The organism is Companilactobacillus metriopterae, from assembly GCF_004117915.1.
In the GTDB taxonomy this organism is placed as follows: Bacteria; Bacillota; Bacilli; order Lactobacillales; family Lactobacillaceae; genus Companilactobacillus; species Companilactobacillus metriopterae.
Genome location: NZ_RSTD01000001.1, coordinates 158,250 through 172,117, shown reverse-complemented (window position 1 = coordinate 172,117; position 13,868 = coordinate 158,250). Strand labels below are relative to the sequence as shown.

Below are 13,868 nucleotides of genomic sequence, written 5' to 3'. Positions count from 1 at the left end.
TCGGACTGTTTAATCAGATTCTTTTTTTATATTTACATTTTCTGGAATAGACTTGTCAGGCATTGAGTCTATATTAGCATAGATAGTTAAATGATTATGTAAATTGACTAGATCCATAGGGGCATCGCCACCATATTCGCCATCAAGATTAATCATTATTTTGCTATCGTTGTTTGCCCTAACAGATAATTTCTTTGTCTTAGTATAGATGACTTTAGGATTATCAACATGTCGACCACCATTAATAACCAATGCAATCAAATGTACTAGATCTCGAATATTTGTTTCCTTAACAATAATTAGCGAGAATGTTCCATCTCCAATAACAGAGTCCGGAGCAATCTGTTCCATACCACCAATTGAGTTAGTCAATCCTATCAAGAAAAGAGTAGCTTTGCCATCGAAAACACCATCGTCGTACTCAATGTGCATATCGATAGGACTATTTTTGGGCAATAGTTCAGCACCCTTCAGCAAGTATGCCAAGTATCCTAAGATAGACTTATAGGCTGATGGAACTTCATAAGTCAATTCAGTCATAGAGCCACCACCGGCGATATTCATAAAGTACTTATCACCAGCTTGACCGATATCAATTGGGAGCTTTTGCTTTTTCAAAATAACCTTAGCAGCTTCTACAACGTCATCTCTTGGAATTTTCAGAGCTCTGGCAAAATCGTTAGTTGTACCTGCGGGAATGATAGCAATTTCTGGGCGTTTTTCCAATGGAGAAATACCATTAACTACTTCATTTATTGTACCATCTCCTCCGGCTGCGATTATTAAATCAAAGCCTTCCTCTGCTACACGTCGTGCTTCATGCATAGCAGAGTCTTCTTCTGGAGTAGTACGAAAAGCGCTAGCTTCATAGCCGGCTTTTTCTAATATATTTAATATGTCTCCAACATTTTCTCTTAATGTTTCATGGCCTGAGGTTGGATTATAGATAAGTCTGGCTCTCATTTATAGCGTTCCCTCTTTTAACTTTTAACGATTGTTTAATTCTTGCATCAAAATACTATTTACGATCTTAGGATTTGCTTGACCCTTTGTCTCTTTCATAATTTGTCCAATTAAGAAGCCAACAGCACGGTCTTTACCATTTTTGAAATCTTCAATTGATTGTTCATTGTTATCCAAAATAGCTGTGATAATTGGTGTAAGAACAGCGGGATCTGATTCTTGAACCATACCCTTTTCTTTGACCCAAGACTCTGGCTCTGTACCATTGCTTATAGTTTCTTGGAATACCTTTTTGGCAATTTTTGATGAAATAGTACCATCAGAAATTAAGTTGATCATCTTAGCTAGATGCTCTGGTGTTAATTTTGTTTCAAGCAATTCCAAGTGATTTTCATTTAGATAGGCGTTAACTTCACCCATCAACCAGTTTGATACTAGTTTTGGATTGGCATTGAATTTAACAGTTTCATCAAAGAAATCTGACATTTCCTTAGTATCAGTAAGAAGACCAGCATCATATTCAGGAATTTTTAAATCATTAATATAACGTTTGCGACGCTTGTCCGCAGTTTCTGGAAGTTCTGACTTAATTTGTTCAATCCACTCATCAGAAATTTCATAATTTGGTAAATCTGGCTCTGGAAAATATCTATAATCTTCATTTCCAGATTTAACACGCATTAAAATTGTTTCCCCAGATTTTTCATCAAAACGTCTTGTTTCTTGTTGGATCTTTCCACCAGTTTTTAAAATGGCAGCTTGACGTTTTTCTTCAAAAGCTAGACCCAAACGAGCAAAGTTAAATGAGTTAATATTCTTCAACTCAACTTTTGTTCCATATTCACTTGAACCAACTGGTCTAATTGAAATATTACAATCGACACGCATTGATCCCTCTTCCATCTTAACATCTGATGCACCAGTAAATTGAACGATTTGACGTAGTTGTTCTAGGTATTGATAGGCTTCTTCTGGAGAATGCATGTCAGCTTTAGAAACAATTTCAATCAATCCAGTACCTTGACGGTTAAGATCGACATATGAGAATCCATCGTTTCCGTGGGTATTCTTACCAGCATCTTCTTCAACGTGAAGTTCTTCGATACCAATTTTTTTTGTTTCGCCATCTACTTCGATTTCAATATATCCATCATGAGCTAATGGTCGATCATGTTGTGTTAGTTGGTATGCTTTGGGATTATCTGGATAAAAATAATTTTTACGGTCAAAGTGAGTATGATTTTCAATGTCTGCATTTAATGCTAGAGCAACCATAATTCCTAAGCGATAACCATTTTTATTGACTGTAGGAAGTGTTCCCGGAAATCCAAAATCAATTACATTAGTATTTGTGTTGGGTTCTGCACCGTATTCAACTGGTGAAGGACTGAACATTTTTGAAAGTGTTTTTAGCTCAACGTGGACTTCTAGTCCAATAGTTGTTTCAAAGTTCATTAATTTGCCCCTTTCATTGCAGTTGGAATTTGTTCATAAAATTTGTTTTCTTCTTGTAATGCGTATGACGCGTTAAGAACTTTTTGTTCTTCAAATGGTTTAGCAATTATTTGTAAACCTACTGGCATACCATCTACTAAACCTGCAGGAACAGATGCTGCAGGCAAACCTGCCATATTAGCAGGAATTGTTAGTACATCATTCATATACATTGCCAATGGATCATCAATTTTTGCACCAATACCAAAGGCAGCAGAAGTAGTAGAAGGTCCCATGATGAAATCATAGTCCTTCAAAACAGCATCCATTTCTTGAATAAACATTGTTCTAACTTGAGCAGCTTTTTTGAAGTAAGCATCGTAAGAACCTGCAGAAAGAGCAAATGTTCCTAACATTACACGACGTTTGATTTCATCTCCGAAACCTTCTGAACGTGTTTTTACATACATTTCACTGATATTCTTAATATTTTCAGCACGGAAGCCATAACGAATACCATCATATCTTTGAAGGTTAGAAGATGCTTCACTAGATGCCAAAATATAATAAACTTCAACCGCATGCTTAATAGCTGGAATACTTACTTCTTCAACAGTAACACCCATTTTTTCATAAGCAGCAAGAGCTATATCAATTTGTTCTTGAACTGCTGGATTTGTTCCTTGATCTTTAAATTCTTTAGGAACAGCAATCTTCATACCAGACATATCTTTATTCAAGTTAGCACGGTAATCTGGTACTTCCTTTTCAGAACTTGTTAGGTCATGTTCATCCACTCCAGCAATGACAGAAAGCACTTCAGCAGAGTCTTCAACACGTTTTGAAAGAACTCCAACTTGATCCAAACTTGAGGCAAAAGCTATAACACCCCATCTTGAAACACGTCCATAAGTAGGCTTAATACCAAAAATACCATTAAAAGCAGCTGGTTGTCTGATTGAACCACCTGTGTCAGTACCTAGAGCGGCAATAACTTCACCAGAGGCAACTGCTGCTGCGGAACCACCTGAAGATCCACCAGGAACTTTTGTTAGATCCCATGGGTTAAATGTTTTTCCAAAGTGAGATGTTTCAGTAGAAGATCCCATGGCAAACTCATCCATGTTTGCTTTACCAATATTGATAGCTCCAGCTTTTTCTAATTTTTCCAAAACTGTAGCACTATAGACTGGTACGAAGTTAGACAAAATCTTACTTGCGGCAGTTGTTAAAATACCATCAGAAACAATATTATCTTTGATAGCAATTGGAATTCCTGATAGACGATCATGGATGCCACTAGCATCAACTTTTTTTGCATCATCAACTGACTTTTCATTCACTGTGATGAAAGCATGTACTTTTTCTTCTGTTTTGTTGATATTTTCTAATGTTTGCTCTGTTAATTCTTCAGCCGTAATTTCTTTAGAAGAAAGTTTTTGGTGTAGAGAATCAATGGTTTCATTTAAATAATTCACTATTCTTCCTCCCCATTTCCAAGAATTGACGGAACCTTAATTAGATTGCCCTTTGTTTCTGGAACATTTGACAACAATTGTTCGACTGTTTGATCGTGCTTACCTTCATCTTCACGGAAAACAGTTAATCTATCTCCCATGCTGTATGTAGATTCAACTCCTGTTGTATCTACAGATGCCAGTTTGTCTTCCATTTCGACAATTTGACCAATTTGAGTAACAAAACCGTCTACTTCAGCATCATCTAACTCTAGATTTGCCAATTCAGCAACATGTAAAATCTCTTCTTTTGAAAGCATATTTTTCTCCTTTATTAATGTCCATTGTAAACATGGGATGTATATTTATTATTAACTCGTGAAATGAATGATTGTTGTGCATCAACTGTTTGAATACTGATGTCCAAATCTACACCTGATGGCAAATACTTAGAAGAGCTGTCTTGTACAAATTGAGTAAAACTACTTATTTGTGATAGTCCATCAAATTGTGTATTGATTGTAATATCCATTGATTTCAAACTGTTGTTTTCATAATGTGCTTGAGCTGTTACACCTGATAAATTAGGGAAATAGCTTTGAATATTTGATTTGAAGTTAGAGAAATTATCAGCATCATTGCTGTTTATAGGTTTTTCATCATTCACAACTGGTAGCATTTGATTTTTATAATTCAAATTTGAGAACTTATCCAAGCTACCACTCTTACTTACACCATATTGGAAATATGTTCCCCCAACCAAAGTGTCTTGAGGAGCTACTGAATACAAGCCAACAAGGATAGGAGTATCATTTCCGACACTCTTCATTTTACGAAGACGTTTAACAACTTCTTTGGCAATGCGTTCACCTTGTTCTTTTTGTTTGTCAGCAGAAATTTTTGTACTATAAGTGGCACCGTATTGTTCTTTTTGATAATAATCAGTTGAATTCATAGCAATACCAATAGAAATTCCTTGAACTTTGTACTTACCATTTTCTTTTTGCAAATAATCTTGTTCCATCACTTGTTGAAGATAAATAGGTGTTCTCTTATCTGGATCATTGGAATTATTGGCTTTAGGATTTAACCCATCTGGATTTTTGGAAGATTTTCTACCTAACCAATTATTTACAGTATTTGCAGATAACAATTGTCCTTCTTGAAATACATATGAACTAGTTGAAAATTGATCTTGAGAAAGATTAGTTAGACCACTTTCAAAACTTCGACCATTGAATTGATTAGTATTAGTAGTTGCTGAAAGACCTGAGATAGGACTAGTTTTATATTTTCCCTTACTCATAAGGACATCATAAATACCGGTATCACTAGTTGAACTAGTCTGTACTGAATTATTACTACCACTTCCACCTGAAAGACTAGAATCTTGTAAGTTACCACATCCTGTTAAAATTAGAGATACCATTAGTAATAAGGATGCTGCTTTTAAAATTTTCTTCACTGCTATTTCTCCTATTTATCAACGTCTTCTAAATATGTTGATAATGTTGCTTCATCAATAATTTGAATACCTAGATCTTGTGCTTTGGTTAATTTACTACCAGCTTTTTCACCAGCAATAAGAATATCAGTTTTTTTAGTAACAGACCCTGTTACCTTGGCTCCCATATGTTTTAACTTGTCGGCCAATTCAGAACGTTTATACGAATTTAACGTTCCAGTTATAACAACTATTTTATCAGTAAAATGCTCATTTGTTTCATTAGAATTTGAAGTATCTATAAATTCTGTGTTAACTCCTGCATTTTTTATTTCATCAATCAAAATTAAGACATCTTTATTAGCAAAATAAGTTTTCAAACTATTTACTATAGTCTCCCCTATTGTGTTGACTGCAAGAATGTCTTCACTAGGTGCAGCAATGATATTATCTAGTGAACCAAATTCTTCACTTAACAATGTAGCTGCCTTTAACCCAACGTGTTGAATTCCTAAACCAAAAATTAGTCTTTCGACTGAATTTGTTTTTGAATTTTCAATAGCATTTAGTAGATTGTTTATTGATTTTTCTTTAAAACCATCCAGTTGAAATAATATTTCTTCATCCAATTTGTATAAATCCGCAACATCTTTAATTAATTTCTTGCTAAATAGTTGCTCGATTATTTTAGGTCCTAGTCCGTCAATATTCATTGCATTTCTAGATGCAAAATGTGTCAATTGTTCCTTAACTTGGGCGGGACATTTAGGATTGATACAACGTATGGCTACTTCATCTTCTAAATGAACCAACTCTGATCCACAAGATGGACAATGTGTAGGAATTTCCAGTTCCACCGAATCTTTTGGTCGTTTGCTCAATACCACTTGTGATACTTCGGGGATGATATCTCCTGCTTTATGAAGTAATACTGTATCTAGTAGTCTTACATCTTTTTGGCGAATCATATCTATATTGTGTAAAGTGGCACGAGAAACTGTAGTACCTGCTAAACTAACCGGATCCATAACTGCTGTTGGTGTTAATACACCAGTACGACCAACTGTCCAAGTTACTTCACGTACGACTGTCTCTGATTGTTCTGGTGGAAATTTATAGGCTATTTCCCACCTAGGAACTTTGACAGTATTACCTAACTGTTGTTGTGTCTCCAGATCGTTGACTTTTAAGACAACTCCATCAATACCATAATCCAGATTATCGCGATTGATTTCATACTTTTCAATATACTCATTTACAACTTCCAACCCTTTAGAAACTTTGGCAGTCTCATTGACCATAAAGCCTAATTCTTCAAGTGTTTGAAGTGCCTGTGATTGAGTAGAAACATTCAAAGTATCAAAGGTAACAATTGTATACATGAAGGCATCCAATTTACGATCTGCTGTAATTTGGGGATCTAACTGGCGTAATGATCCGGCTGCAGCATTTCTTGGATTAGCAAATACTTGCTGTCCTTCTTTTTCACGTTCTTCATTAATTCGCAAGAATTCTTTTTTAGACATGAAACATTCACCACGAACTTCAATATTCAGAGGCTGTGGTAGTTGCTTAGGTATGCTATCAATTGTCATGATATTAGCTGTTACATTCTCACCAGTTGTACCATCTCCACGAGTTGAACCTTCGACTAATTTACCATTTTCATAAATTAATGAGATTGCCAAGCCATCGATTTTTAGTTCGACATTGTAATCTACAGGACTGCCTACGTTTTTTACAATCCGATTATCATACTCTTGTAATTCTTCATATGAAAAGACATCGCCCATAGACAACATGGGAATATCATGGGTAACTTTTCCAAGTTTATCATCAGTAACATCCCCAACTAATTGTGAAGGAGAATCAGGCGTTACTAAATCTGGATATTCGTTTTCAATTTCCAACAAGCGATTATACAAATTATCATAAACATTATCTTCCACCAATGGTGCATCTTTGGTGTAATAAGCATTGCGATATTCATTCAGTTGATCTTTTAATTCTGATAATTCTTTTTCAACTTGTTTTTTAGTCAATTCAGCCACAATTTTCCTCACTTTCGTTTGTTACTGTACTTTTGTAATTGGTGCAAATTCTGCTAAGAGACGTTTAATCCCTTGAGAATCAAATGCTACATCTAATTCAGCACTAGAAGCATCTCCTTGAACTTTAACAACTGTTCCAACGCCCCATTTTTTATGTTCTACTTTGTCGCCAATGGCCCAAGAAACTTTTTCTGCTCCTTGTGCACCACTAGCTTTTTTAGCCATTGTAGCTCTTGGACTAGATATATGAGCACTTTCACGACGGCGTTTCATAAATGGTAATTCAGAATTATTAGTACGAGTTGTTCCTAGATTTCCAGCATTAGGATTAGCTTGTTCCAATTTGTCATCATGAATTTCTTCGATAAAACGAGATACTGGGTTATTTTGAACACGACCGTACAACATACGACTGTAAGCATTTGTTAAATACAATTTTTGTTCCGCACGTGTTATTCCTACATAAGCCAAACGACGTTCTTCTTCAAGCTCATTTTCATCCATCATTGCCCTAGATAATGGGAAAATACTTTCTTCCATACCTACTAAAAATACAATTGGAAATTCTAGACCTTTGGCTGCATGAAGGGTCATCATCGTAACTTCTGTCTGACCTTCTTCCAACTCATCTTGATCACTAACTAGAGATAATTCAGTAAGGAACATGTCCAGTCTAGTTTGATCAGCTTCTTCATCTGGTTCATAAGTTTGATCAAATTGTCTTGTAACTGTCAATAATTCTTCAATATTCTCTAATCGTGATTCTGATTCAAGGGTAGCTTGATTCTTCAATTCAGAAACGTAGCCAGAATCGTCTATCAAATCTTGAAGTAATTCTGTCATAGAAAAACTAGCTGCTTTTTTCTGCAATGTTTCTATTAATCTAGAAAAATCACCTAAAGTTTTTCTAGGTTTTGCTGCTAATGATGATAATTCAATATTATTTGCTGCTTCTAATAGTGACCAACCGTGCTCATCTGCGTAAGCTTGTAATTTATCAATGGTACCTGGGCCAATACCACGTTTTGGTGAGTTAATAATACGTTGAAAACTCATTGAATCAGCAGGATTAGCTATCAATCTCAAATAAGCCATAATATCTTTGATCTCTTTACGATCATAAAATTTATGCCCACCAATAATTTTATATGGGATATTGGCTTGTAACAGTTTTTCTTCAAAAGAACGAGATTGAGCATTGGTTCTATACAAGATAGCAAAATCACCATAATTATAATTCTTGGCTTCTAATTCTTTAATCTGACTGACAACGTATAGCGCCTCATCAGACTCTGATTGACCCCGATAATAAGTGATTTTTTCTCCAACTTTATTATCTGTCCATAATGCTTTGTCTTTTCGATTTGTATTATTGTTGATAACTTCGTTTGCTGCATCAAGAATTGTTTGTGTAGAACGATAATTTTGTTCAAGTTTGATAGTTTTAGCTTCTGGATAATCATCTTCAAAATCAAGAATATTTTGCATATTAGCTCCACGCCAACCATAGATACTTTGATCCGCATCGCCAACAACACAGATGTTGCGATTCTTTGCAGCTAATTGATTTACTAGCTTATATTGTGCGGCGTTAGTGTCCTGATACTCGTCAACGTGAATATATTGAAATTTATTTTGGTAAAACTCTAAAACATCTTTATTTGTATCAAAAAGAATACTTGTCTGCATAATCAAATCATCAAAATCCAGAGACTGATTTTTTTCCATTTCTTTGGAATATGCATCATAACAAGTAGCAACTATTTGTTCAAAGGGTGAACCATTCTTCTTAGCATAGTCTTCAGGTGTCAATAATTCATTTTTAGCATTGCTAATAGCACCCAAAATTGCTCGAGGATCATACTTTTTCGGATCAAGATTCTTTTCCTTCAAGATTCTTTTCATAAGAGTTCTTTGTTCTGCAGGGTCTGCAATGGTAAATGATGTATTTATACCTAATTTGTCAATGTCTCTTCTTAAAATACGGACACACAATGAGTGAAATGTTGAAACCCAGACATCATTTGCACCATCCAAAAGATTACCAATTCTCTCTCGCATTTCTTTTGCTGCTTTGTTTGTAAAGGTAATTGCCAAAATACGCCATGGCATAACATTTTCATGTTCGATTAAATAAGCAACTCTATGAGTTAGTACTCGTGTTTTTCCACTTCCAGCACCTGCCATAATTAGTAGTGGACCTTGAGTTGTTTGTACTGCTTTTTGCTGCTGATCATTCATACCAGTCAATAGATCATTATCCATTTTTATACAACCTCTAATCCTTATTAAATCAACATTTGTAAAAAAATCATCTACTTAATATATTAACAAATTTTCAATAATATTAACACCAATAGAAAAAGGTTGAAGCAATTGCTTCAACCTTATTTGATACCTACTCTATTAAAAATGTCATCTACATGTTTTAAATGCCAATTGTAATCAAAGGCATCGTCCAAATCTTTCTCGGATAGTTTTGAAGTAACACGCTCATCATTTTCCAATAATGTTCGGAAATCTTTTTGTTCATCCCAAACCTGTGCTGTCTTTGGTTGAACTAAATCATAAGCTTCTTCACGACTATATCCAGCTTCAACTAACTTCAAAAGAACACGTTGAGAGAAGATAAGTCCATGTGTTTTATTCATATTTTCTAGCATCTGATCTGGGAAAACAGTCAAATCCTTAACTATTTTGGTAAATCTAGTCAAAATATAATCCAACAATGAAGTTGAATCAGGAATGATAATTCTTTCAGCTGAACTGTGTGAAATATCTCTTTCATGCCACAATGGAACATCTTCCAAAGCAGTTATTGAGTTCCCACGGATAACTCTAGCCAAACCAGTCACATTCTCTGATCCAATAGGATTTCTTTTGTGCGGCATAGCCGATGAACCTTTCTGACCAGCTGCAAAAAATTCTTCAGCTTCACGTACTTCGGTTCTTTGAAGATGTCTAACTTCTAAGGCAAATCGTTCTATCGATGTAGCTATCAATGCCATAGTTTGAACATATTCAGCGTGTAAATCACGAGGTAACACCTGTGTCGAAATCTCTTGAGCATTAATTCCTAATTTTTTACAAATGATTGCTTCAACTTCTGGAGAAATATTAGCAAAACTACCCACTGCACCTGATATTTTACCTGTCTCAACACCCTTAGATGCATGATCAAATCTTTCGATATCACGTTTTATTTCTGAATACCAATTGGCTAAAACCAAGCCAAATGTAGTTGGCTCGGCATGAACCCCATGAGTTCTACCAATCATGACAGTATCTTTATATTCTAAAGCTTTATTTTTTACTACTTCTAAAAAGTTTTGTAGGTCCTCACGGATAATATCATTTGCTTGCTTGATTAAGTATCCATAAGAAGTATCTACAACATCAGTCGATGTCAATCCGAAGTGAACCCACTTTCGTTCAGCTCCTAGATATTTGGAAACATCTCTAGTAAAAGCAACTACATCATGCTTAGTTTCTTTTTCAATTTCCAAAATTTCTGCAACATCAAATTTAGCGTTCTGAGCTACCAATCTTGCATCTTCAGCAGGAATTTCTCCTACCTCACTCCACGCTTCAACGGCGGCTATCTCAATATCTAGCCAAGCTTGGTACTTGTTCTCATCTGTCCAAATTGGTGCCATCTTCTTAGTAACGTAGCGATCGATCATTTAATCCACTCTCCAAATTTTAGTTGATGAAATATCTGAATCCAAGTCTTCGGAATTATCTGCAACTACTGAGATAAATCCAACATCTCGATTATCTAAATTCATTTCTTTAAAACCGGTGTAATAATTAAATTTCCATTGTTGCTTTGTTTCTAACAATTCCAAACTTTGAGCAAGAGTTCCTTCGATGATTTTCAGAGTAGCAGCGTCTACTCGTGGATATATTTCAGGGATAGGCCAATCACAAATAGCTCGCAAGTGTATCTCAAATTGAGAAACTCCTGTAGCCTCATTGTAAACATTGGCTGAATAATTAATCCCAGGATAGATTCTCTTGACGTAAAGAACGTCATTATCAGAAATAATAAAGCCTATCCCAAATATACCTACATAGTCGATGTTCTCTGCAATCTGAATAGCCACTGATTGTATCTCGGCTTCTAGACTTGGATCATTCTTCTGATAGAGAAGAGAACTCATTAGAGTCTTGCCATCATAGATATCCTTAATCATAGGGAAAGTATGGACTTTTCCATCGATACTCTTACTAATCATGATAGAAAATTCTTCTTTGGTAGAAATCCATGCTTCTAGAATATAAGTTCCAGACTTCAATAAATCATCTACTTGAGACAAATCTTGCTCTCTATATAAGATTACGTTTTTTAGTTTAGATTGGTACTTGCGAATTGGCTTTAATATACATGGAAAACCGATCATCGATACTGCTTTTTGGACGTCATCTTTTGATGCAACAGCAAAAAAAGGTGGTACATTGACGTTCAATTTGTTCAAAAAAGTTCTTTCAATATATCGATCTTGAACAATAGACAATAAATAAGAACCCTGAGAAACATTATATTTTTTCTCCAATTGAGACAATATAACACTGTCAAAGTCTTCATCCATATACAACAAAATATCTGATCTTTGACCTATTTCGTCTAGGTTATTTACATTTTCTAATTCTCCAATTAGGAAAAAATCAGCTCCAGTTGTTGCTATATCATTTTCATCTTTAGTCAAAAGAACAGTTCTAAAGCCCATTCTTTTAGCTTCAATTTCCAATAGATATGTTTCGCTACCGCCACCAATTATTCCAAGGGTCTTACCAGGTGTAACAAATGCCATACGCAACCATCCTTACTCTTCTTCAAAAATTACTTGACCATCTTTAAATTCTTTAATTCTAGCTAGAGAATACACTGGTATTCCTTGATCATCAATTAATTTACGTCCGATTTGGAATGTCTTTTCGATTACAATTCCGATTCCAACTAAGTTAGAACCCGCATCTTTAATGATGTCATTTAGTCCATTGACAGCTTGACCATTTGCCAAAAAGTCATCAATGATCAATACATTATCATCTGCAGACAAATATTTTTTAGCAATACTAATATGATTAGATGTTTTCTTAGTGTATGAATACACTTCAGCTGTATACAAATCATCGTTCAAAGTAACCGATTTGTGTTTACGGGCAAAAACTACAGGAACGCCAAATTTTAGTCCAGCCATGACAGCTGGTGCAATTCCTGATGATTCCACTGTCAAAATTTTATCTACTTTTTTATCACCAAAATGTTGATAAAATTCTTCACCCATTCTTTCCATAAGCATTGGATCTACTTGATGATTTAAAAAACTATCAACTTTTAAAACATCTTCACCTAATACTTGACCATCTTTTTGAATTCTCTCTTCAAGTTCTCTCAAAATCACATCTCCCAGATTATATTAGTTAAAGTCTATCATACTTTGATTTTCACTTTATACCGACATCATATTTTTTTAAATTATATTTTTGTATTAACCTAATTATCTTAGTTGTATAAGTTGGATCTGTTGCATATCCGTCTGTCTGTAACCCTACTGCTGCAGAAATATAGTCCTGTGCTCCGGTCACATGTTGATACTGGTTGGCATTCCATGTAGTTCCATTTGCGAGTAAAATAGCATGAGCTTTCATAGACTCCCGATAGTCTGAATAAACTCTAAATCGACCATTCACTTCTATCCATTGACCATTTTCAAATTCTTTTGTCTTCAAAACAACACTATCCGAATCCGATGTACCTTTTATACCGAAGTAATTATTGTACTTACTTGCTAAAGTACTGTTACCCCAGTCACTTTCCAAAATAGATTGTGCAATTGTGATACTCGGTAATATACCGTACTCTTTACCCAATTCAATCGAATATGGTGCTGTTTTCTTAATGAAAGCATTGCGTTCTTCTCTAACTAATTCTGCCTGATTTTCTTTGTTTTTTTCTTGGTATTTATTAAAGCCAAAAAAGATTAATAAAATGGCAACAAAAAAAAGAACAATAGATATTATTGCTACGTCTTTTTGATGTTTGCTTTTTCTAGTTGATTTTCTTCTTTTAGCCACTTGGTATTTCCTTTTTTCTTTATTGATTTCTATCTATTATAAATGATTAATCAGTTTGATGGGATTTTTTATATAAAAAAAAAGACCAACTCTGCGAGTTGATCTTAAAAAACTAAAAATTAGTCTTTGTTTACGTTTGAAGCTTGTGGTCCACGATCTGAATCTTCGATATCGAATGATACAGCTTGACCTTCTTCAAGAGTCTTGTAACCATCACCTTGGATAGCTGAGAAGTGAACGAATACGTCACTTCCATCTTCACGAGTTAAGAAACCATAACCCTTTTCTGCGTTAAACCATTTTACTGTTCCATGTTCCATCAGACTATTCCTCCTGGGAAAAAAATAAATTTGTGCATCATACGTGGTACTTTATGGAAGATAGCCATCAAAACCATACAACCCCATCAACTAACCAACTACAATACAAGATATATAA

The 13,868-nt window shown here is 34.8% G+C and carries 12 protein-coding genes; all 12 read right to left on the bottom strand.

Features of this window, described 5'->3' with window-relative positions; translation table 11 throughout:
* Positions 1-9: 9 nt before the first annotated feature.
* Positions 10-963, bottom strand: coding sequence for a diacylglycerol kinase (locus tag EKN01_RS00860; protein WP_129044581.1), 954 nt, complete (start codon positions 961-963; stop codon positions 10-12).
* A gap of 24 nt (positions 964-987) precedes the next feature.
* Positions 988-2,418, bottom strand: a complete 1,431-nt coding sequence (gene gatB / locus EKN01_RS00855) for an Asp-tRNA(Asn)/Glu-tRNA(Gln) amidotransferase subunit GatB (RefSeq protein WP_129044580.1) — start codon at positions 2,416-2,418, stop codon at positions 988-990.
* Positions 2,418-3,875: an Asp-tRNA(Asn)/Glu-tRNA(Gln) amidotransferase subunit GatA gene (gene gatA / locus EKN01_RS00850; protein ID WP_129044579.1), complete on the bottom strand. Its 1,458-nt coding sequence runs from the start codon at positions 3,873-3,875 to the stop codon at positions 2,418-2,420. Before gatA ends, gatB begins: the two co-directional genes overlap by 1 nt.
* Entirely contained in the window at positions 3,875-4,174 is a 300-nt protein-coding gene (gene gatC / locus EKN01_RS00845) for an Asp-tRNA(Asn)/Glu-tRNA(Gln) amidotransferase subunit GatC (protein ID WP_129044578.1), read from the bottom strand. Before gatC ends, gatA begins: the two co-directional genes overlap by 1 nt.
* A 14-nt stretch (positions 4,175-4,188) precedes the next feature.
* Entirely contained in the window at positions 4,189-5,319 is a 1,131-nt protein-coding gene (locus tag EKN01_RS00840) for a CamS family sex pheromone protein (RefSeq protein WP_129044577.1), read from the bottom strand.
* An 11-nt stretch (positions 5,320-5,330) separates the two neighbouring features.
* Positions 5,331-7,361 (bottom strand): NAD-dependent DNA ligase LigA, encoded by a 2,031-nt coding sequence (gene ligA / locus EKN01_RS00835; RefSeq protein WP_432264331.1) that lies wholly within the window; start codon positions 7,359-7,361, stop codon positions 5,331-5,333.
* Between the two features lie 9 nt (positions 7,362-7,370).
* On the bottom strand, positions 7,371-9,614 hold the full coding sequence (gene pcrA, locus EKN01_RS00830; protein ID WP_129044575.1) for a DNA helicase PcrA: 2,244 nt from the start codon (positions 9,612-9,614) through the stop codon (positions 7,371-7,373).
* A gap of 122 nt (positions 9,615-9,736) precedes the next feature.
* On the bottom strand, positions 9,737-11,032 hold the full coding sequence (gene purB, locus EKN01_RS00825; protein WP_129044574.1) for an adenylosuccinate lyase: 1,296 nt from the start codon (positions 11,030-11,032) through the stop codon (positions 9,737-9,739).
* Positions 11,033-12,163, bottom strand: coding sequence for an ATP-grasp domain-containing protein (locus EKN01_RS00820; protein ID WP_129044573.1), 1,131 nt, complete (start codon positions 12,161-12,163; stop codon positions 11,033-11,035).
* A 12-nt stretch (positions 12,164-12,175) separates the two neighbouring features.
* Positions 12,176-12,751 (bottom strand): xanthine phosphoribosyltransferase, encoded by a 576-nt coding sequence (locus tag EKN01_RS00815; RefSeq protein ID WP_099974339.1) that lies wholly within the window; start codon positions 12,749-12,751, stop codon positions 12,176-12,178.
* Between the two features lie 49 nt (positions 12,752-12,800).
* The gene (locus tag EKN01_RS00810) at positions 12,801-13,430 is read right to left on the bottom strand and encodes a glycoside hydrolase family 73 protein (protein ID WP_129044572.1); all 630 of its coding nucleotides are present in this window, start codon (positions 13,428-13,430) and stop codon (positions 12,801-12,803) included.
* Between the two features lie 119 nt (positions 13,431-13,549).
* Complete coding sequence (locus EKN01_RS00805; protein ID WP_099974337.1) at positions 13,550-13,750, bottom strand: cold-shock protein; 201 nt, start codon at positions 13,748-13,750, stop codon at positions 13,550-13,552.
* Positions 13,751-13,868: the final 118 nt, after the last annotated feature.

Excerpts from the sequence above, each read along its gene's own strand:
- EKN01_RS00860 (WP_129044581.1), bottom strand. The coding sequence starts at position 963 with ATGAGAGCCAGACTTATCTATAATCCAACCTCAGGCCATGAAACATTA.
- gatB (WP_129044580.1), bottom strand. The coding sequence starts at position 2,418 with ATGAACTTTGAAACAACTATTGGACTAGAAGTCCACGTTGAGCTAAAA.
- gatC (WP_129044578.1), bottom strand. The coding sequence starts at position 4,174 with ATGCTTTCAAAAGAAGAGATTTTACATGTTGCTGAATTGGCAAATCTA.
- pcrA (WP_129044575.1), bottom strand. The coding sequence starts at position 9,614 with ATGGATAATGATCTATTGACTGGTATGAATGATCAGCAGCAAAAAGCA.
- purB (WP_129044574.1), bottom strand. The coding sequence starts at position 11,032 with ATGATCGATCGCTACGTTACTAAGAAGATGGCACCAATTTGGACAGAT.
- EKN01_RS00820 (WP_129044573.1), bottom strand. The coding sequence starts at position 12,163 with ATGGCATTTGTTACACCTGGTAAGACCCTTGGAATAATTGGTGGCGGT.
- EKN01_RS00805 (WP_099974337.1), bottom strand. The coding sequence starts at position 13,750 with ATGGAACATGGAACAGTAAAATGGTTTAACGCAGAAAAGGGTTATGGT.